Origin of the sequence: Bradyrhizobium sp. TM233, assembly GCF_036247965.1 — a bacterium.
GTDB lineage: Bacteria > Pseudomonadota > Alphaproteobacteria > Rhizobiales > Xanthobacteraceae > Bradyrhizobium > Bradyrhizobium ottawaense.
On the sequence record NZ_BTIG01000018.1, the window covers coordinates 1 to 18567 of the forward strand.

17 protein-coding genes are annotated in these 18567 nt (G+C 65.0%); 8 read left to right on the top strand and 9 right to left on the bottom strand.

Features of this window, described 5'->3' with window-relative positions; translation table 11 throughout:
- Window positions 1-150: 150 nt before the first annotated feature.
- The 6 genes from AABA86_RS27495 to AABA86_RS27520 form a co-directional block, all read right to left on the bottom strand.
- Entirely contained in the window at window positions 151-855 is a 705-nt protein-coding gene (locus AABA86_RS27495) for an ABC transporter ATP-binding protein (protein ID WP_212248113.1), read from the bottom strand.
- Window positions 839-1570, bottom strand: a complete 732-nt coding sequence (locus AABA86_RS27500; protein WP_028143389.1) for an ABC transporter ATP-binding protein — start codon at window positions 1568-1570, stop codon at window positions 839-841. The genes AABA86_RS27495 and AABA86_RS27500 overlap by 17 nt, the downstream gene beginning before the upstream one ends.
- Window positions 1567-2550 carry a branched-chain amino acid ABC transporter permease gene (locus AABA86_RS27505; protein WP_212248111.1) on the bottom strand — a complete coding sequence of 328 codons (984 nt, stop codon included), beginning with the start codon at window positions 2548-2550 and terminating at the stop codon, window positions 1567-1569. Before AABA86_RS27505 ends, AABA86_RS27500 begins: the two co-directional genes overlap by 4 nt.
- Complete coding sequence (locus AABA86_RS27510; RefSeq protein ID WP_246550223.1) at window positions 2550-3383, bottom strand: branched-chain amino acid ABC transporter permease; 834 nt, start codon at window positions 3381-3383, stop codon at window positions 2550-2552. The genes AABA86_RS27505 and AABA86_RS27510 overlap by 1 nt, the downstream gene beginning before the upstream one ends.
- Before the next feature lie 195 nt (window positions 3384-3578).
- Window positions 3579-4823: an ABC transporter substrate-binding protein gene (locus AABA86_RS27515; protein WP_212248107.1), complete on the bottom strand. Its 1245-nt coding sequence runs from the start codon at window positions 4821-4823 to the stop codon at window positions 3579-3581.
- 88 nt (window positions 4824-4911) lie between these two features.
- Window positions 4912-5727: a putative hydro-lyase gene (locus AABA86_RS27520; RefSeq protein ID WP_338309072.1), complete on the bottom strand. Its 816-nt coding sequence runs from the start codon at window positions 5725-5727 to the stop codon at window positions 4912-4914.
- Window positions 5728-5846: 119 nt separating this feature from the next.
- Here AABA86_RS27520 and AABA86_RS27525 point away from each other — a divergent pair, with 119 nt between their 5' ends.
- From AABA86_RS27525 to AABA86_RS27540, 4 genes are all read left to right on the top strand, one after another.
- The gene (locus AABA86_RS27525; protein ID WP_094975306.1) at window positions 5847-6764 is read left to right on the top strand and encodes a LysR family transcriptional regulator; all 918 of its coding nucleotides are present in this window, start codon (window positions 5847-5849) and stop codon (window positions 6762-6764) included.
- A gap of 32 nt (window positions 6765-6796) precedes the next feature.
- On the top strand, window positions 6797-8047 hold the full coding sequence (locus tag AABA86_RS27530) for a Zn-dependent hydrolase (protein ID WP_212248104.1): 1251 nt from the start codon (window positions 6797-6799) through the stop codon (window positions 8045-8047).
- 12 nt (window positions 8048-8059) lie between these two features.
- Window positions 8060-8971, top strand: coding sequence for an NAD(P)-dependent oxidoreductase (locus AABA86_RS27535; protein ID WP_212248101.1), 912 nt, complete (start codon window positions 8060-8062; stop codon window positions 8969-8971).
- 147 nt (window positions 8972-9118) lie between these two features.
- Window positions 9119-10192 (top strand): malate/lactate/ureidoglycolate dehydrogenase, encoded by a 1074-nt coding sequence (locus tag AABA86_RS27540; RefSeq protein WP_338309073.1) that lies wholly within the window; start codon window positions 9119-9121, stop codon window positions 10190-10192.
- A gap of 66 nt (window positions 10193-10258) precedes the next feature.
- Here AABA86_RS27540 and AABA86_RS27545 read toward each other — a convergent pair whose 3' ends face one another.
- Window positions 10259-11332, bottom strand: coding sequence for a tartrate dehydrogenase (locus tag AABA86_RS27545; RefSeq protein WP_247325299.1), 1074 nt, complete (start codon window positions 11330-11332; stop codon window positions 10259-10261).
- Window positions 11333-11486: 154 nt separating this feature from the next.
- Here AABA86_RS27545 and AABA86_RS27550 point away from each other — a divergent pair, with 154 nt between their 5' ends.
- Entirely contained in the window at window positions 11487-12263 is a 777-nt protein-coding gene (locus AABA86_RS27550) for an SDR family oxidoreductase (RefSeq protein WP_338309074.1), read from the top strand.
- Between the two features lie 117 nt (window positions 12264-12380).
- Window positions 12381-13799 carry an amidase gene (locus tag AABA86_RS27555; RefSeq protein ID WP_338309075.1) on the top strand — a complete coding sequence of 473 codons (1419 nt, stop codon included), beginning with the start codon at window positions 12381-12383 and terminating at the stop codon, window positions 13797-13799.
- 153 nt (window positions 13800-13952) lie between these two features.
- On the opposite strand, the gene AABA86_RS27560 is transcribed toward AABA86_RS27555, so the two are convergent.
- Together AABA86_RS27560 and AABA86_RS27565 are read right to left on the bottom strand one after the other, a co-directional pair.
- The gene (locus tag AABA86_RS27560; RefSeq protein ID WP_338309076.1) at window positions 13953-15059 is read right to left on the bottom strand and encodes an amino acid ABC transporter permease; all 1107 of its coding nucleotides are present in this window, start codon (window positions 15057-15059) and stop codon (window positions 13953-13955) included.
- 2 nt (window positions 15060-15061) lie between these two features.
- Window positions 15062-16246 (bottom strand): amino acid ABC transporter permease, encoded by a 1185-nt coding sequence (locus AABA86_RS27565; protein ID WP_338309077.1) that lies wholly within the window; start codon window positions 16244-16246, stop codon window positions 15062-15064.
- Between the two features lie 89 nt (window positions 16247-16335).
- Between AABA86_RS27565 and AABA86_RS27570 the strand changes: the two genes are divergently transcribed.
- Window positions 16336-17208, top strand: a complete 873-nt coding sequence (locus tag AABA86_RS27570; protein WP_212248090.1) for a MurR/RpiR family transcriptional regulator — start codon at window positions 16336-16338, stop codon at window positions 17206-17208.
- A 3-nt stretch (window positions 17209-17211) separates the two neighbouring features.
- A complete protein-coding gene (locus AABA86_RS27575; protein WP_338309078.1) occupies window positions 17212-18561 on the top strand; it encodes an aspartate aminotransferase family protein in 1350 nt (449 codons plus the stop codon).
- Window positions 18562-18567 lie beyond the last annotated feature (6 nt).

Here is an 18567-nt window from a genome sequence, read left to right on the forward strand (position 1 = left end):
CGTCATCCTGAGGTGCGAGCCTTGCGATGCGATGCATCGCAAGGTGAAGCCTCGAAGGATGGGCTCCAGGCGTTTGCGGCTCATCCTTCGAGGCGCGCAAGAGCGCGCACCTCAGGATGACGGCGGAGATTGCGGCGATGGCGTCAACGCCTACAGCCCCAGATACGCCTTCCTCACGTCCGGATTGCCCCGGATCTCGGCCGCGGGCCCCTGCATCAGCACGCGGCCGGTTTGCAAGATGTAGGCGCGGTCGGCGATCTCCAGGCACTCGGCCATGCGCTGCTCGACGATCAGCACGGTCATGCCGGCGTCGCGGATGCGCTTTACCGCCTGGAAAATCTCGTCGACCAGCTTCGGCATGATGCCCTGCGAGGGCTCGTCCAGCATCAACAGGCGCGGGCGCGTCATCAGCGCGCGGCCGATGGCGAGCATCTGCTGCTCACCGCCGGAGAGCGTTTCGGCGCGCTGCTCGAGGCGCTCGGACAGGCGCGGGAACAGCTCGAAGACGAGACCGAGCGGTTCTTCGCGATTCGCCTCGCCGCGGTAGAGATAGCTGCCGAGACGAAGGTTGTCGCGCACCGAGAGGCGCGGAAACAGACGGCGGTTCTCCGGCACATAGGCGATGCCGGTGGCGGTGATGTGGTGCTGCGCCATGCCGTCGAGGCGCTTGCCGTCGAAGGTTACGGTGCCGGAACGCGGACGCTCGGCGCCGGCGATGGATTTGAGCAGCGTCGACTTGCCCGCGCCGTTGGCACCGGCGACGCAGACGATCTCACCCTTCTGGACCTCGATCGAGACCGCGGAGATCGCGACCAGGCCCTGATAGGCGGTCGTGACTTCACGCACGCTGAGCATGACGATCTCCCAGATATGCGCTGATCACCTTGGGATCGCGGACGACATCGGCGGGCTTGCCCTCGACCAGCACCTTGCCGAGATCGAGCACGATGGCACGGTCGACCAAGGGCATCACGATCTCCATGACGTGCTCGACCATCAACACGGTGATGCCGGCATCACGCACCTTGCGCACCAGCGCGACACCGGTCTGCGCCTCGGTCGGCGTCAGGCCGGTGAGGACTTCGTCGAGCAGCAGTAGTTTCGGTTCGGTGGCGAGCGCGCGGGCGACTTCGAGGCGGCGCTTCTCGGCCGGCACGAGGTCGCTGGCGAGCACGTCCGCGCGCGCGGCAAGGCCGGTGAACTCCAAGACCTCATGCGCCTTGCGGCGCGCCTCGCGCATCACGGTGTTGCGCACGAGGGCACCGACGATGACGTTGTCGATGACAGTCATGGTCTCAAAGCTCTTGACCACCTGGAAGGTGCGCCCCACCCCGCGCTGGCAGCGTTCGGCCGCCGGCATGTGGGTGACGTCCTCGCCGTCGAAGAGAATCGAGCCTTGCGTCGGCGGCAACACGCCGGCGATGAGATTGAACAGCGTCGACTTGCCGGCACCGTTGGGTCCGATCAGGCCGACGATCTCGCCGCGGCCGACCGAGATCGAGACGTCGCTGTTGGCGACGAGGCCGCCAAACCGCTGCCAGACGCCGCGGGTTTCAAGAAGCGCGGTCATCGGGCGGCCCCCGTCTTCTTCGGGCGGGAGAACAGGCTGAGCAGCCCCCGCGGCAAGGCCAGCGAGATCAGGACGATCAGCGTGCCGTAGACGATGAGGTCGACACCGCGCCCCGAGCCGCCGAACTTGAAGCGGGTCAGCTCCGTCAGCGGGATCAGAATGGCGGCCCCTAACACCGGGCCCCACAGGGTGCCGATGCCGCCGAGCACGGCGGGCAGCGCCATCAGCAACGAAAACTGGAAGCCCATGACGCTTTCAGGATCGATGTAGGAGACGAACTGGGCATAGAAGCTGCCACCCACCGCGACCAGGAAGGCGGAGACGGCGGCCGCGCCCATCTTGGAATTGAACACGTCGACACCGAGGCTCTCGGCCGCGTCCGGATTGTCCTTCACCGCACGCCACCAGAAGCCCCATTTGGAGTTCTCCAGCCACCAGGTGACGAACCAGGCGAGGCAGCACAGCGCCAGCGCGAAATAGAAGTACGGCAGCTTGGTGCGCAGGAACTGGAATTTCAGCCAGCTGTCGCCGCGGATTGGAATGGTGATGCCCATCGCGGCGCCGGCCCATTCCCAGTTGTGGAACAGCAGCAAGCCGATCTCGGCGATGACGATGGTGGCGATCACGAAGTAATGGCCGCGCAGGCGGAAGAAGGGATAACCGAGCCCCATCGCGATCAGCGCCGACACCACGCCGCCCGCCAGCATGCCGAACCAGGGCAGCACGCCGAACTTCGTGAACAGCAGCTCGGTGGTGTAGGCACCCAGGCCGAAATACAGCGCGTGCCCGAGCGAGATCTGCCCGCAATAGCCGGACAGGATGTTCCAGCTCTGCGACAGTCCCGCGTACATCAGCGTCAGGATCAGGATGTTCTGGACGACGACGTCCTTCACGAACAATGGCGTCGCTGCGGCAATCACGGCGAGCACCGCGGCGATGATGAGGTCGCGGCGGCGCCGCGCTGCAAAATCCTTGTCCATCAGATCGATCCGAACAGGCCGCGCGGCCGGATGAAGACGACCAGCAGATAGACCGCGTAGATGCCGACCGATTTCAGCGACGGCGGCAGCACCAGCGCGGTGACCGCTTCGACGAGACCGACGATGATGCCGCCAGCGAAGGCGCCGAACACGCTGCCGAAGCCGCCGAGCGCCACGGTGACATAGGCGATCAGCGCAAAGGACGCGCCGACATCGGGATAGATATAGAAGAAGCTCGCCATGATCGCGCCGGCGAGACCGACCAGCGCGGCACCAAGGCCCCAGCCGAACGCAAACACGCGGTTCTTGTCGATGCCGACCAGCGCGACCGCACCGGGATCTTCACGAGTGGCTTCCAGCGCGCGGCCGAAATCGGTGCGATGGATGAAGAAGTAGAGGCCGGCAAAGGCGAGGATCGAGACCAGGGCACCGACCAGCTGCGGCTCCGGCAGGAAGATACCGGCGATCGAGATGGTTTTGCCGCCGAGCCAGGATTGCGGAATGCTGCGATAATCCGGCGTGAAGAAGAACTGCGCCAGGCCCCTCATCACGATGGCAAGGCCGAAGGTGGTGAAGATCTGCACCATGCCGGCGTTGGCCTTGGCCCGCATGGCGAAGCGCACAATGAGCAAGTAGATCACCGCTCCGAAGATAAAGAGCGCCGCGGCGACCAACGGCGCCGACAGCAAGGGGTCGATGGCGAAGAACGCGAACAGGAAGAAGGACAGGTACATCGCGATCATCAGGAACTCGCCATGGGCGAAGTTCGTGACATCCATCAGGCCGAAGATCAGCGCGAGGCCGACCGCGATCAATCCGTACAGCAGCCCCATGAGGAGGCCGCTGGCGAGACTTTGAATAATGGCTTGGGCTGTCAAAAGTCCGTCCCCCGAAATAAATCCTCATCCCGAGGAGCGCGCACAAGCGCGCGTCTCGGAGGATGGCCAGCCCCCGTCCTTCGAGACGCGGGCTACGCCCGCTCCTCAGGATGAGGGCGGGAGCTGCATCTAAGCTCCCGCGTCCCAGTCTTACTTCATCGGCCAGACCGCCTCGGCGATCGCGGCCTGCGGCGGGAAGATGGTGACGAACTTGCCGCCGATATATTGCAGCAGCACCGGGTCGGCGTCGTTGTTCTGGCCCATCTCGTCGAACTTGACGCGCTTCCAGGGCATGATGGTCTGCTCGCCCGGGATGTCGGTCGCCGCCAGCGCGTCGCGGATCTTCTCGCCGTCGGTCGACTTGGCGCGGCTGATGGCGTCGGCGAGGATGATCAGGCCCATGAACTGGCGCGAGGTGAGGTCGTTGAAGTCCTTGCCCGACCGCGTCTTGAACATCTCGTTGATCTTGCCGACCATCGGGCGCTTCTGCGCGAGGTCGAGCGAGAACGTGCCGCGCGAGATCACGCCTTCGAGCTTGTCGCCGACGGCATCATAGAGCGCCTTCTCGGAGAAGCCGGCGTCCTGCGCCACGATCGCATTCGGCTTGTAGCCGAGCTCGGCCATGGTCTTGACCAGCAGGATGCCGTCGGTGGTGTAGCTGGAGGGCATCAGCACGTCGGCATTCGCGGACTTGAGCTGCTGCACCTCGGCCGAGAGCGAGGGCGAGTTGGCGCGATACTTGATGTCGGTGACGATCTTGTAGGCGCGCTCACCGGCGATCTTGGCCTGGGCGTTGCCGGAATCGGTACCGAAGATCGTGTCCTCGTGGAACAGCGACAGCGTCTCGATCTTTTTGCCCTTCTTCTTCATGGCGTCGAAGAAGTCGAACATGGCGGCCGAATACATCTCGTCATGCGGCGCGGCGCGGAAATAATACTTCAGGCCTCGGCGGTGCAGGCTGGGCGAGGAATTGTCGGCGGAGACGAACGGGACCTGGTAGCGCTCACAGATCTGGCTCACCGTGACGGCGACGGCGCTCTGATAGGTACCGATGATGGCGGAGACCTTCTCCTGCGTGATCAGGCGCTCGGCTTCGGCGCGGCCCTTCTGCGGATCGGCCTGGTGATCGGCGAACACGAGGCGGACCTTGGCGCCGCCGAGGCCCGGCAGGCCCTCGCCCTTCGCCAGCGGCAGGTCGAAATCGGTGTCCTTGTTGATGACCTCGAGCGCGGTCTCATAGGCCTTCTGCGCATCGACGCCCTGCTGCGCGCTGCCGCCGGAGAACGGATAGATGACGCCGATCACGACTTCGGAAGTCTGTGCGCGCGCCGCCAGCGGCACCAGTGCGGCAGTCGCGGTGGCTCCCAACAACACGTCGCGGCGAGTGATCGTCATGGCAAAGTCCCCTGTCCTGAATTTCGGCTGATCGAATGAAGCGATTGATGGATGCAGTAAAGCCCGAACATGCAGCATACGCTGCCCATTAAATCACGGCCATGGTCCTGTTCTTGAGATCCGTCACCAGCATCAGGCCGGGCGAATGCGTGATCGCGAACGGGAGCTTGGCGGCATTGATCACCGATTGCGGCGTCACGCCGCAGGCCCAGAACACCGGAATCTCGTCGTCGGCGACCGGCACCGGATCGCCATAGTCCGGCTTGGCGATGTCCTTGATGCCGATCAGATGTGGATGGCCGAGATGGACGGGCGCGCCGTGCACGGCGGGATAGCGCGAGGTGATCTGCACCGCGCGGATCGCATCCGCCGGCTTGAACGGGCGCATCGACACCACCATGGGACCGGCGAACGGACCGGCCTCGCCGCAGGCGATGTTGGTACGATACATCGGCACGCGCACATTGCGCTCGATGTGCCGGATCGGCATGCCCTCGTCGAGCAGCGCCTCCTCGAACGAGAAGGAGCAGCCGAGCACGAAGGTCACGAGATCGTCGCGCCAATGCTTCGTCACGTCGGTCGGCTCGTCGACGACCTCGCCGTCGCGCCAGACGCGGTAGCGCGGCACGTCAGTGCGGATGTCGAGATCGGCGCCGAGCGAAGGGATGTACGGACTGCCGACATCGGACATGCCGATGATCGGGCACGGCTTCGGATTGAGCTGGCAGAAGCGATGAAAGGCGCTGGCATATTCCACCGGCAGGATCGCCAGATTGCCCTGGACGAAGCCGGGGGCGATTCCGGCGGTGGAGGCGACCAGCCCTTGCCGGTAGGCAAGCCGCGCCTTGCGGCTCGGAAGGGCGTCGGGCGTTTCAGTTTGCTGCACTGCCACCAAAACAGTCATGTAATCGACCTGCCTATAAACTCGACAAAGACAGCCAACACCAAGCGTGCTATAAAGTCTAATCGTCCTTTCTAATCGATATCGATAAATCTATTTTATCGACGAGGAAAATCCTTCCAATGCTGGACTTCAGGTCGATCGAGACTTTTCTCTGGGTCGTAAAGCTCGGCAGCTTCCGCGGCGCCGCAGCACGGCTCAATACGACCCAGCCGGCGATCTCCCAACGCATCGCCCAGCTCGAGCGCGAGATGGGCGTCAAGCTCCTCAACCGCGACCATCGCGTCGCCTCGCCGACACCGAGCGGCCGGCAAATGATGGTCTATGCGGAGAAGCTGATCGGCCTGCGCGCGCAGATGATGGCCGAGGTCGGCGACCGCTCGGCGATGCGCGGCGTGATGCGCCTCGGCGTCGCCGAGACCATCGTGCACACCTGGCTGCCGCGCCTCGTGAAGAGCGTGAACCAGGTCTATCCGAACCTGTCACTGGAGATCGAGGTCGACATCACGCCGAACCTCACCGCGCGCCTGCTCGCGCAGGAGATCGAGCTTGCCTTCGTGGTCGGACCGCTGTCGGCGTCCGGCGTGCATAATCGCGTGCTCGCCGATTACCCGATTGGCTTCCTCGCAAGCCCTTCGCTCGGCCTCGGCAAGGGCCGGGTGACACCGGCGGAGCTCGCGCGGTTTCCGATCATCACCTTCCCGCGCAAGACCAAGCCTTACGAGGTCGTGCGCGAGGTATTCGACCGGCCTGAGCTGCCGCCGATCCGGCTGCACGCGTCCGCATCGCTCGCGACCGTTATCCACATGGCGGTCGAAGGCCTCGGCGTCGCCGTGATCCCCGATGCGATCGTCGAGAACGAGCTCGCCGACGGGCGGCTGCAGCTGCTCGACACCGATCTTGCGATCGCACCGCTGACCTTCACCGCAAGCTGGCTCGCCTCGCCCGACGTCGTCGCCGTGGAGCGCGTCGCCGAGCTTGCACGGCAGATTGCGCAGAGCAGCCTCGCAGTTGACGCGCCCGCGCTGGCGCGTCATTGAAAAAGGCGCCGGACAATCGAGAGACCCACCGCATGAGCCGAGCCGCCACCAATCTGCAAATCGATTCCGCCCGCCTCTGGGGCTCCATCCACGAGACCGCGCAATTCGGCGGGACGGCCAAAGGCGGCGTGCGGCGGCTGACACTGAGCAGCGAAGACAAGATGGTTCGCGACTGGTTCCGCAAGGCCTGCGAGGACGCTGGTCTCGAAGTGCACACCGACGCACTCGGCTCACAATTCGGCCTGCGCAAGGGCCGCGACATGTCGAAGCCGCCCGTCGGCATCGGCTCGCATCTCGACACGCAGCCGACCGGCGGCAAGTATGACGGCATTCTGGGCACGCTCGGCGCGCTGGAGGTGATCCGCACGCTGAACGATGCCGGCATCGAGACCGAAGCACCTATCTGCGTGGTCAACTGGACCAACGAGGAAGGCTCGCGCTTCGCACCCGCGATGATGGCCTCCGCCGCCTATGTCGGCGACTTCACCACCGACGACATTTTGTCGCGCAAGGACGCCGAGGGCACCACCGTCGGCCAGGCGCTGGACAGCATCGGCTATCGCGGCGACAAGCCGGTCGGCTTCCAGAAGCTCGGCTGCTTCGTCGAATTGCACATCGAGCAGGGCCCGATTTTGGAGGCCGAGGGCAAGACCATCGGCGTGGTCGATTCCGGCCAGGGCGTGCTGTGGTATGACGGCAAGATTTCCGGCTTCGAGAGCCATGCCGGATCCACGCCGATGCCGCTACGCCGCGACGCGCTGGCGACGCTGTCGGAGATCGTGCTGGCGATGGAATCCATCGCGAAGAAGCTCGGACCGAACGCGGTCGGCACCATCGGCGAGGCCGTGATCGCAAACCCCTCGCGCAACGTCATTCCCGGCGAGATCGCCTTCACCATGGATTGCCGCAGCGCGGATGGCGCCATCATGGATGCGCTCGATCGCGATCTGCGCACCGCGATTGCGGAGATCGCCGCGCGCCGCAAGGTCGAGGTCAAGATCGACCTGGTCTGGCGCAAGCCGCCGACGCATTTCGATCCCAAGCTGATTGCGGCGGTCGAGAACGCGGCGAAGACGCTCGGCTATTCCTCGCGCCGCATCACCTCCGGTGCCGGTCACGACGCCTGCAACCTCAACACGATCATGCCGGCGGCGATGGTGTTCGTGCCCTGCAAGGACGGCATCAGCCACAACGAGCTGGAGGATGCCACCCAGCCGGACTGCGCCGCGGGCACCAACGTTCTCATGCATACCGTGCTGGCGATCGCCGGCGTCGCGTCCTGACCGGAGAGAGCCATGCGCGGAGTTTTCGTCGACGCCAATGAAGCGCTTGCCGTGATCATGGAACGGCTGGAGAAGCCAGGGGATCCCAAGGTGCGGATCCACAGGGACCCCGATATCAAGCCCGAGCAATACCCTGACATCCTCGACGGCGCCGAGATCGCCATCGTCGACCACACCGCGCTGCCAACCGAGGTCGCAAAGAAGTGCACGGGTCTCAAGCACGTCGTGTTCCTCGGCACCGGCGCGCGCAGCTACATGAATCCGGAAGAGCTCGCTGAGCTCGGCATCTCCGTGCATCTGATCAAGGGCTATGGCGACACGGCGGTGGCTGAATCCGCGATCGCGCTGATGTGGGCCTCGGCCCGAGTGATCGCCATGATGGATCGCGAGATGCGCGGTGGCAATTGGCTGCGCGAGGATGGCATGCAGCTCACCGGCAAGACGCTCGGTCTGATCGGCTTCGGCGGCATCGCCGCCGAGGTCGCGCGGATCGCGTCGGGCAGCGGCATGAAGGTGATCGCCTGGAACCGCTCGCCGAAGAGCCATCCGAATGTGGAGTTCACCGATCTCGACAGCGTGCTGGCCAGGAGCGACGTCGTGTCGCTGCATCTGCTGCTCAACGACGAGACGCGCGGCATGATCACGCGCGAGAAGATCGCAAGAATGAAGCCCGGCGTCATCCTCATCAACACAGCCCGCGCCGCTGTTGTCGACGAGGCCGCCATGATCGATGCGCTGAAGTCCGGCCACATCCGCCATGCCGGCCTCGACGTCTTCAACGTCGAGCCGCTGCCGGGCGATCATCCGCTCACAAAACTGCCGAACGTGACGCTGTCGGCGCATTCGGCGTTCCGTACGCCGGAGGCAAGCGAGAACCTGATTGGCGCGGCATGGGAGCACTGCCGCCGGATCGTGAATTCGTAGGGTGGGTTAGCCCTGCAGATGCGCAAAGCGCATCTGCTTGGCGTAACCCACCTCTTTGGTTTCCGCGGAGACAGAAGTGGTGGGTTACGCCTTCGGCTAACCCACCTTACGCTCCTGCCAAATCGTGAAGGGACAAGAGCAACAACAATGGCCGACTATCGTACCATCAAGGCAGAGCCGCTCACCAACGCCATCCACGCCATCGTCAAGGCCGGCGGCTCCTCGGACCGCGAGGCCGAGCTCGTCTCCACCAATCTCGTCGAGGCCAATCTCAGAGGACACGACTCGCACGGCGTCGGCATGATCCCGCGCTATGTCCAGAGCGTCACCAATGGCGGCCTCGCCGTCAACGCGCACGTCAAGATCGTGCTCGACACCGGTCCGCTCCTCACTCTCGACGGCCTCACCGGCTACGGGCAGGTCATCGGCCATGAAGCGATGGAGCTGGCGGCCGAGCGCGCCAAGAAAAACGGCGTGTGCCTCGTCGGTCTTTCCAACTCGCACCACATCGGCCGCATCGGCCACTGGGCCGAGCAGTGCATCGATCACGGGCTGGTCTCGATCCACTTCGTCAACGTGATCTCGCGCCCGATCGTGGCGCCCTGGGGCGGCAGCGATGCGCGCCACGGCACCAACCCGTTCTGCGTCGGCATCCCGCGCAGGGGCAAGGATCCGATCGTTCTCGACTTCGCCACCAGCAGGATCGCGCAAGGCAAGACCCGCGTCGCCCACAACAAGCGCGTCGAGCTGGATCCGGGCACCATCATCGACAACGAAGGCAAGCCCACGGTCAATCCGCGCTACACCGTGATCCCGCCGTACGGCGCCATTCTCCCCTTCGGCGAGCACAAGGGCTCGGGCCTCGCGCTGGTGTGCGAAATCCTCGGCGGCGCGCTCTCCGGCGGGCAGGTGGTCAAGGGCCCTTCAGACGGCAAGTACAACGTCCTCAACGGCATGCTTTCGATCATCATCGACCCGGGCAAGCTCGGCACCGGCGAAAACCTCGCGCGCGAGGTCGAGAGCTTCGTCGCCTGGCACACTGGCTCTCCGCCAGCCCCCGGCGTCGACAAGGTGAAGATCGCCGGCGACCCCGAACGCGAGACCAAGAGGAAGCGCCTCGCCGAAGGCGTTCCAGTCGACCCGACCACCTGGCAGGAGATCATCGAGGCCGGGAAGAAGTTCGGGCTGGATCAGGCGGCGATCGAGAAGATCGCGGGTTGATCGAGAACGAAATAGAAATCGTAGGGTGGGTTAGCCGCAGGCGTAACCCACCCTACGCATTCTCCGTCAATCCACCATATCCGCGACCGCCTTGCCGCAAGCCGTTGTGTCGGCATTGCCGCCGAGGTCCTTGGTGCGAAGCGTGCGTTCGGCGAGCGTGCGCTCGATCGCGTCGACGATCGATTTGCCAGCTTCCTTCTCGCCGAGATGCTCGAGCATCATGGCGCCCGACCAGATCGCGCCGATCGGGTTGGCAATGCCTTGGCCTGCGATATCAGGCGCCGAGCCGTGCACCGGCTCGAACACCGAGGGGAAATCGCCGTCGGGGTTGATGTTGCCGGATGGCGCGATGCCGATCGTGCCGGTGCAGGCCGGACCGAGGTCGGAGAGGATGTCGCCGAACAGATTGGATCCGACCACGACGTCGAACCAATCCGGATGCAACACGAAGTTCGCGGTGAGAATGTCGATGTGGTACTTGTCCCACTTCACGCCCGGAAACTTCTTGGCCATCGCCTCCACGCGCTCGTCCCAATAGGGCATGGTGATGGAGATGCCGTTGGACTTGGTCGCCGAGGTCAAGTGCTTCTTCGGCCGCGACTGCGCGAGTTCGAAGGCGAACTTCAGGATGCGGTCGACGCCGGTGCGGGTCATCACCGTCTGCTGGGTCACGAACTCGCGGTCGGTGTCGGGGAACATGCGGCCGCCGACGGAAGAATATTCACCTTCGGTGTTCTCGCGCACCACCCAGAAATCGATGTCGCCGGGCTTGCGGCCCGCCAGCGGCGACGGCACGCCGGGCATCAGGCGCACCGGGCGCAAATTCACATACTGGTCGAACTCCCTGCGGAATTTGATCAGCGAGCCCCACAGCGAGACGTGGTCCGGAATCTTGGCCGGCCAGCCGACTGCGCCGAAATAGATCGCATCGTGCTTGCCGATCTTCTCCTTCCAGTCGTCGGGCATCATCTGGCCGTGCTTCTCGTAATAGTCCCACGACGAGAAGTCGAAATGGTCGAAATGCAGGGAGACCCCGTGCTTCTTCGCCGCCGCCTCCAGGACGCGCAGGCCCTCGGGCATCACTTCCTTGCCGATGCCGTCGCCGGGAATGACCGCGATCCGGTATTGTTTCTTGCTCATCGAGAACGTCCTTGGTTGGTCCGGCAGCCGCCGCCTTTTGACCGCACTGCAATGGACCAAACGCAGCGGCAGCGCAACGCTGCACTGCAATGTTGACCATGGCGCAGCCGAGCGCCTACTGATTTCATCCTGTTCCCATCCTGCGAGTACCCTCATGGATCTGCATCTGCGTGGCAAGCGCGTCCTGATCACCGGCGCGTCCAAGGGCATTGGCGCTGCTGCGGCCGAGGCGTTTGCCGAGGAAGGCGCGCACCTCCTGCTCGCCGCCCGCAACGGCGACCAGCTCAAGGCGCTGGCCGAGCGCCTGCGCTCCGCCCACCAGATCGATGCCGCAACGAGTATCGTCGATCTTCGCAAGGCCGAGGATCTGGCGCGACTCGCGAAGGAATCCGCCGACATCGACGTGCTCGTCAACAATGCCGGCGACATCCCCGGCGGCTCGATCGACAAGATCGACGAAGCCACCTGGCGCCACGCCTGGGAATTGAAGGTGTTCGGCTATATCAACCTCACGCGGCAAATCTACGCGCAGATGAAGGGACGCGGTGGCGGCGTCATCGTCAACGACATCGGGGCGGCCGGTGAAAAGTTCGACGCCAACTATATCTGCGGCAGCGCCGGCAATGCCGCGCTGATGGCCTTCACCCGCGCGCTCGGCGGAAAGAGCCTCGCCGACAATATCCGCGTCGTCGGCATCAATCCTGGCCCTGTCGGCACCGATCGCCACGTCACCCTGCTCAAGACGCGGGCCAAGCACCAGTTCGGCGACGAGAGCCGCTACAAGGAATTCCAGAAGAGCCTGCCACTCGGCCGTCCCGCGCATGCGCGCGAGATCGGCGACCTCATGGCGTTCCTGGCGTCGGATCGTGCCGGGTATACGTCGGGCGTGATTTACACGGTCGACGGCGGCATCAGCGCTGGCTGGGGCTAACTCTATCCTCGTCATTGCGAGCGCAGCGAAGCAATCCAGGAATGTATCCGCGGTGACAGTCTGGATTGCTTCGCTGCGCTCGCAATGACGACAAAAATGAGCATAGGAGTAGAATAATTGTCTCAAGACCTGATCCACGAAACCGCCTGCGCCGTCGTCGACAAGCTGCGGTCCGGCGATGTCTCGCCGCTCGAGCTCCTGGAGGTCGTGGAGAAGCGCATCAGCGAGGTCGACGACAAGGTCAATGCGCTGCCGACCCTGTGTTTCGACCGCGCGCGGGACAGCGCCAAGGCTTTGATGCGGAAACCCGCCGGGGCGCGGGGGCTGCTCGCGGGCCTGCCGGTGCCGATCAAGGATCTGACCGACGTCGCGGGCGTCTTGAACACGCAGGGCTCGCCAATCTTCAAGGACAACATCCCCGCCAAGTCCGACCTCATGGTCGAGAACCTCGAAGCCAATGGCGCGGTCGTCTACGCCAAATCCAACACGCCGGAATTCGGCGCCGGCGCCAACACCTTCAACGAAGTGTTCGGCGCAACCCTCAATCCCTGGGATACTTCAAAATCCGCGGCGGGCTCGTCCGGCGGTGCGGCGGTGGCGCTGGCCACCGGCATGGCCTGGCTGGCGCAGGGCTCTGACATGGGCGGCAGCTTGCGCAGCCCAGCGGCTTTCTGCGGCATCGTCGGCATGCGCCCGAGCATCGGCCGCGTCGCACATACCCCCAAATCCGGCATCGATCGCAATCTCGGTGTGGTCGGCCCGATGGCGCGCAACGTCGAGGATCTCGCGCTGCTGCTGGATGCGATGAGCGGCGACTATGCGGACGATCCGCTGTCGCTGCCGGCGCCCACGACCTCGTTCCTGTCGGCGACTCAGGCGGGCAGGAAACCGAAGCGCATCGCCTATTCGCCCGATCTCGGCATCACGCCCGTCGATCCCGAGGTGAAGGCGATCACGCGCAAGGCGGCGGAACGCTTTGCCGAGGCCGGCGCCATCGTCGAGGAGGCGCATCCGGACTGGCGCGAGGCGCACGAATGCTTCCACGTGCTGCGCGCCTTCGATTTCGCGATCACCAAGGCCAATCTGCTGCGCACCAAGCGCGACCTGCTCAAGCCCGAGGTGATCTGGAACATCGAGGAAGGCCTCAAGCTCACGGTCGAGCAGCTCGAACGAGCCGAGGCCCAGCGCGTCGGCATGACTGCGCGGGCGGTCGAATTCTTCAAGAGCTACGATCTGTTGCTGACGCCGACCACGATCGTGCCGCCCTTCCCGATCGAACACCGCTATGTCGCCGAATGCGCCGGCAAGAGGTTCGACAATTACGTCGAGTGGCTCGGCATCGTCTACGCCATCACGCTCGCCTGCTGCCCCTCGCTGTCGTTGCCGTGCGGCTTCACGGCGTCCGGCCTGCCGGTCGGCGTGCAGGTCGTCGGCGCACCAAGGGGCGATGCGCAGGTGCTCGCCGGCGCGAAGGTGCTGGAGGATATTCTGGGCCTGCGCGGCACGACGCCGATCGATCCGAAGGTGAAGAAGTAATCTCACTCTCGTGCCCCGGACGCAACGCAGCGCCTCCTCGGCGGTGCGCTGCTGAGCCGGGGCCCATCCTTCCACGACTTCCCGTGCATCTTCTGGGTCCCGGCTCTGCGGCGCAGCGCTGATGCGCTGCACCTTGTCCGGGACACGAGATCCTCACGTTCGACTCGTCGCCTCGAGGCTGCGGCTGTAGCGCGACATCGCGAAGCAGAAGATGAAGTAGATCGCGGCGACGAAGATATAGACCTCGACCGAGAACTGCTGCCAGGCGGGATCGATGATCGCGGTCTTCGCCGTCGTCAGCAGGTCGAAGATGCCGATGATGAGGACGAGGCTGGTGTCCTTGAAGAAAGCGATGAAGGTGTTGACCAGCGGCGGGATGACGTGGCGGATCGCCTGCGGCAGGACGATCAGCCGGTGCTTGCGCCAATAGGACAGTCCCAGCGCGTCGGCCGCTTCATATTGCCCGCGCGGCACGGCCTGAAGGCCGCCGCGGATGACCTCGGCGAGATAGGCGCCCGCGAACAGGATGATCGCGATCTGTGCGCGCAAGAGCTTGTCGATGTTGAATCCACTGGGCATGAACAGCGGGAACATCACGCTCGCCATGAACAGCAGGCTCACCAGCGGCACACCGCGGATCAGCTCGACATAGAGCACGCTGAGTGAGCGGATCGCCGGCAGTTTTGAGCGCCGGCCGAGTGCGACGAGGATGCCGAGCGGAAAGCCGAATGCAAGGCCGAACGTCGCCAGGATCAGCGTGACCGGCAGGCCGCCCCAACGATCCTGCGAGACGAAGGAGAGGCCGAGCACGCCGCCCCACATCAGCACGCTGATGAGCGCGAGCGCGCCGATCCAGAGAAAGACCAGCTCGCGCCGCCACAGGGCGCGGCGGGTGGAGAGATAGAACAGCGCGATGAACAGCACGACCGACAGGGCCGGCCGCCACTGCTCGTCGAACGGATAGGTGCCGAACAGGATGAAGCGGTACTTTTCCGGAATGATAGCCCAGCAGGCGCCGAGGCCGCGCACCGCGCGGCAGGCGCTGGAATCGTTCGCCGGCGTCAGCCACACGGCATTGGCGATGCCCCACTGCACGAAGCTGACGATGCCCTTGGCGAGGATCGCCAGCAGCACGACCGAGAGAATGCCGTTCGGGATCGACGAGAACAGATTGGTGCGCAGCCAGCGCAGCACGGGGTTTCCGATCTGCGGACGGCGGGCGGCGCGCGGCACGTCCGGCATGTCGGCGATCGCGGTCATGCTCAGCGCTCCACCAGCGCGATGCGCGAATTGTACCAGTTCATGAAGAAGCTGATGGAAAGGCTGATGGTCAGGAACACCGCCATGATCAGCGCGATCGCCTCGATCGCCTGCCCCGTCTGGTTCAGCGTGGTGTTGGCGATCGAGACCACGTCCTGGTAGCCGATCGCGACTGCAAGCGAGGAATTCTTGGTGAGGTTGAGATACTGGCTCGTCATCGGCGGCACGATGACGCGCAGCGCCTGCGGCAGGATGATCTGTCGCAGCATGAAGCTGCGGCGCAGGCCGAGCGCGTTGGCGGCATCCCACTGTCCGCGTGGCACCGACTGGATGCCGCTGCGCACGATCTCGGCAATGAAGGCCGAGGTGTAGGTGACAAGTGCGATCAGCAGCGCGAAATATTCCGGGGCAAGCGTCAGCCCGCCGACGAAATTGAAGCCGCGTAGCGCCGGCCACTCGATTGTCCAGGACACGCGAAGCAGGATGGACACCAGCACGGGCAACGCGAGGATGAAGCTCACCGCAAAGGGCCATAGCGGCCGCGGTTTGCCATCGCGCATCTGCTGCACGATCAGCCATCGCCGGATGAGATAGACCACGGCAAGGCCGAACACCGCCGTGCCGAGCACCCAAAGCTGCGGCGGACCAAGCGGAATTGCCGGCAGGATCAGGCCGCGATTGGACAGGAACACGCCCTCGAGCGGCCGCCAAGCCGCGCGCGCGGCCGGCAGCGCCTGCATCAGCACATACCAGAACAGGAGTTGAAGCAGCAGCGGAATATCGCGGAGCGTTTCGACATAGACGGCGGCAAGTCGTGACAGCAGCCAGTTGGCCGACAATCGCGAGATGCCGATCAGCGTGCCCAGGATGGTCGCGAGCACGATGCCGATCACGGCGACGCGCAAGGTGTTGCCGATGCCGACCGCGAAGGCCCAGAGATAGGTGTCTCTCGGATTATAGGCGAGCAGGCTGTCGGCGATCGGCATGCCGGCCTCGCGGCCGAGAAAGGCAAAGCCGGTGGTGATGCGGCGCGCCGAGAGGTTGGTGACGGTGTTGGACCAGAGGAAGCCGATGACCGCGACCGCGATCCCGACCACCAGCACCTGCCAGAACAGGCCCTGCAGCTCGCGGCGTCCCCATGCGCCGAACAGGCGGCGGCGCGGCGGTCTCCGAGCGTCCGTGGTCACAGCGCAAAAATCCTTCTTGAAGAGCGACGATTTCCGGCCAACGCACGTCAACTGTTGCACCAATCTATAATTCGTGCAACAAATGTTTCATGGCCGAGCCCGCGAAATCCTCGCCGCTGAGCGAACTGCGCATTGCATTGCCATCGCTCCCGATGCGGCTGCAGGAAGTCGGACGCTTCGTCGCCGCCAACGATTATGACGCCACCACTCGCTCGATGCGTGACCTCGCGGCCGAAGCCGGCGCCGATCCCGCCGCGTTCACGCGCCTCGCCAAGGCGATCGGCTATTCCGGTTGGGACGAATTGCGCGCGGCGCTGACCGAGGCGCGGCGACCATCACAGACTTCGCCTTTCTCCGGCCGCGCCAGAAGCCGCCGGCCCGGCCCGAATGCCGATGTCGCGCTCGTCGCCGACAAGCTCGAAGCCGAGGCAGCCGGTCTTCCGCGCATTCCGGCCCAGCCGATTGCGGAGGCCGCGCGCTCCCTGCATGAGGCCAAGCGGATCTGGATCGCAGGCTACCGCAGCTGCCGCAGCGTTGCCGAACTCCTGAACTACGAGCTGCGGCTGTTCCGTCCCGAACAGGTGCAGCTCGTCGGCGTATCCGGCCCGGACGATCTCGATCTCGGCGCTTTTCGGCCCGGCGAGGCCGTCATCGTCATCGGCTTCCTGCCCTATACCCATGCGAGCGTCCGCGTCGCGCAAGCCGCCCATCACAGCGGCGCAACGCTGATTGCCATCGCGGACAGCCTCTCTGCACCGATGGCCGAGGGTGCCGACCACGTGTTGCTGTTCGAGGCGGCCTCCTCTCCCGGCTTCTTCCCGAGTCTCACCGGCGCGATCGCGATCGCGCAGTCGCTCGCTGCGGTGACGTTCTCGCTGGGCGGCATGGCTGCGAAGAAGCGCCTGGAGACTACCGAGGCGCGGCTCACTGCTGCCTCCATCTACGTTTCGGAGAAAGGTTGACCCATGGCCCCTCGCACCAGCCGCGTGCTGCACCGCTCGTTGCGCGAGACGCCGCCCAAGGCGATCGGCGGCGAAGGCGTCTATCTCTTCGCCGAGGATGGGCGCCGCATCATCGACGCCTCCGGCGGCGCGGCCGTCTCGTGCCTCGGCCACCAGCATCCACGCGTGATCGCGGCGATGGCGAAGCAGGCCTCGACGCTGGCCTATGCGCACACCGCCTTCTTCTCGTCCGAGCCCGCCGAAGCCCTCGCCGAGACGCTGGTCGGGCACGAACCCGGCGGTCTCGCTTACGCCTATTTCGTCAGCGGCGGATCCGAGGCGATCGAAGCGAGCATCAAGCTCGCGAGGCAATATTTCATCGAGCGCGGTGAGCCGCAGCGGCAGCATTTCATCGCACGGCGACAGAGCTACCACGGCAACACGCTGGGCGCCCTTGCGGCCGGCGGCAATGCCTGGCGCCGCGCGCCCTATGCGCCGCTGCTCTCGGCCGCCTTCAGTCATGTGACGCCGGCGTTTGCCTATCACGAGAAGCGCGACGGTGAATCCGATGCGCAGTTCGTGGCACGGCTGGCGGCCGAGCTGGAATCCGAGTTCCAGCGGCTTGGCCCTGATACGGTGGCGGCGTTCCTCGCCGAGTCGGTCGTCGGCGCCACCGCTGGCGCCGTGACGGCCCCGGACGGCTATTTCAGGGCGGTGCGCGAGATCTGCGACCGGCACGGCGCGCTGCTCATCCTCGACGAGGTCATGTGCGGCATGGGCCGCACCGGCACCACGCATGCCTGGGAGCAGGAAGGCATCGCGCCCGACATCCAGGCGATCGCAAAGGGCCTCGGCGGCGGCTACCAGCCGATTGGGGCGATGCTGGCGAGCGGCAAGATCATAGACACCATCCGCGCCGGCTCAGGCGCCTTTCAGCACGGCCACACTTATCTCGCACATCCCCTCGCCTGCGCCGCCGCACTGGCGGTGCAGGAGGTGATCCGCGAGGATCGCCTCCTCGACCGTGTCAAGGAGCGCGGCAAGCAGCTCGAACAGCGCCTGACCGAGCGCTTCGGCAATCACCGCCATGTCGGCGACATCAGGGGACGCGGGCTGTTCTGGGCGATCGAGCTGGTTTCTGATCGCGCCAGCCGCAGCTCGTTCGATCCCGCGCTCAAACTCAATCAGAAGATCAAGGCGGAGGCCTTCGCCAACGGGCTCGGTTGCTATCCCGGCGGCGGCACCGTGGATGGCGTGCGCGGCGACCACGTGCTGCTGGCGCCGCCCTATATCGCTTCCGCGGACGAGATCGACCTGATCGTCGACAAGCTCGGCACGGCCGTCGACAACGTGTTGCGTAGTGTCAATCACTGAGGGGAG